Here is a 361-nt window from a genome sequence, read left to right as displayed (position 1 = left end):
CCGGGGCCGCTTCGCGGCGGTCGCCGACCGGGCGGTGCACGATCTGACCCTCTACACCGCCGAGCCGGGCACCGACGACGAGGACCGGCTCAGGCTCCTCGCGAGTTGGGCTGCCACCCAGTCCGGCAAGAGCACGGGCGCGCTGGAACGCCGGCAGGAGGCGGACTGACCACCCGGCGCGCCAACCGGGTGTGACCTGGCCGCACCAGGGGCGGGAAGCACGGCGCGCGGTGGCTAGGGTGGGTGGTGTGGAGCTCCTACACCTGCGTTATTTCGTCGCCGTCGCCCAAGAACTGAACTTCTCCACCGCGGCCCGCAAACTGCACATGGCGGCGTCCCCGCTGAGCCGGCGGATCAAGGA

Annotated in this window: 1 protein-coding gene; it reads left to right on the top strand. The window is 71.7% G+C overall.

What is annotated here, in order from left to right; translation table 11 throughout:
• Positions 1-248: 248 nt before the first annotated feature.
• A partial coding sequence (locus IF47_RS29990) for a LysR family transcriptional regulator (protein WP_157840079.1) occupies positions 249-361 on the top strand: 113 nt, incomplete at its 3' end.

Source organism: Streptomyces megasporus, from assembly GCF_000718985.1.
In the GTDB taxonomy this organism is placed as follows: Bacteria; Actinomycetota; Actinomycetes; order Streptomycetales; family Streptomycetaceae; genus Streptomyces; species Streptomyces megasporus.
Note: the sequence above shows the minus strand (reverse complement) of the source record. Positions and strands in the feature narration are given on the sequence as shown.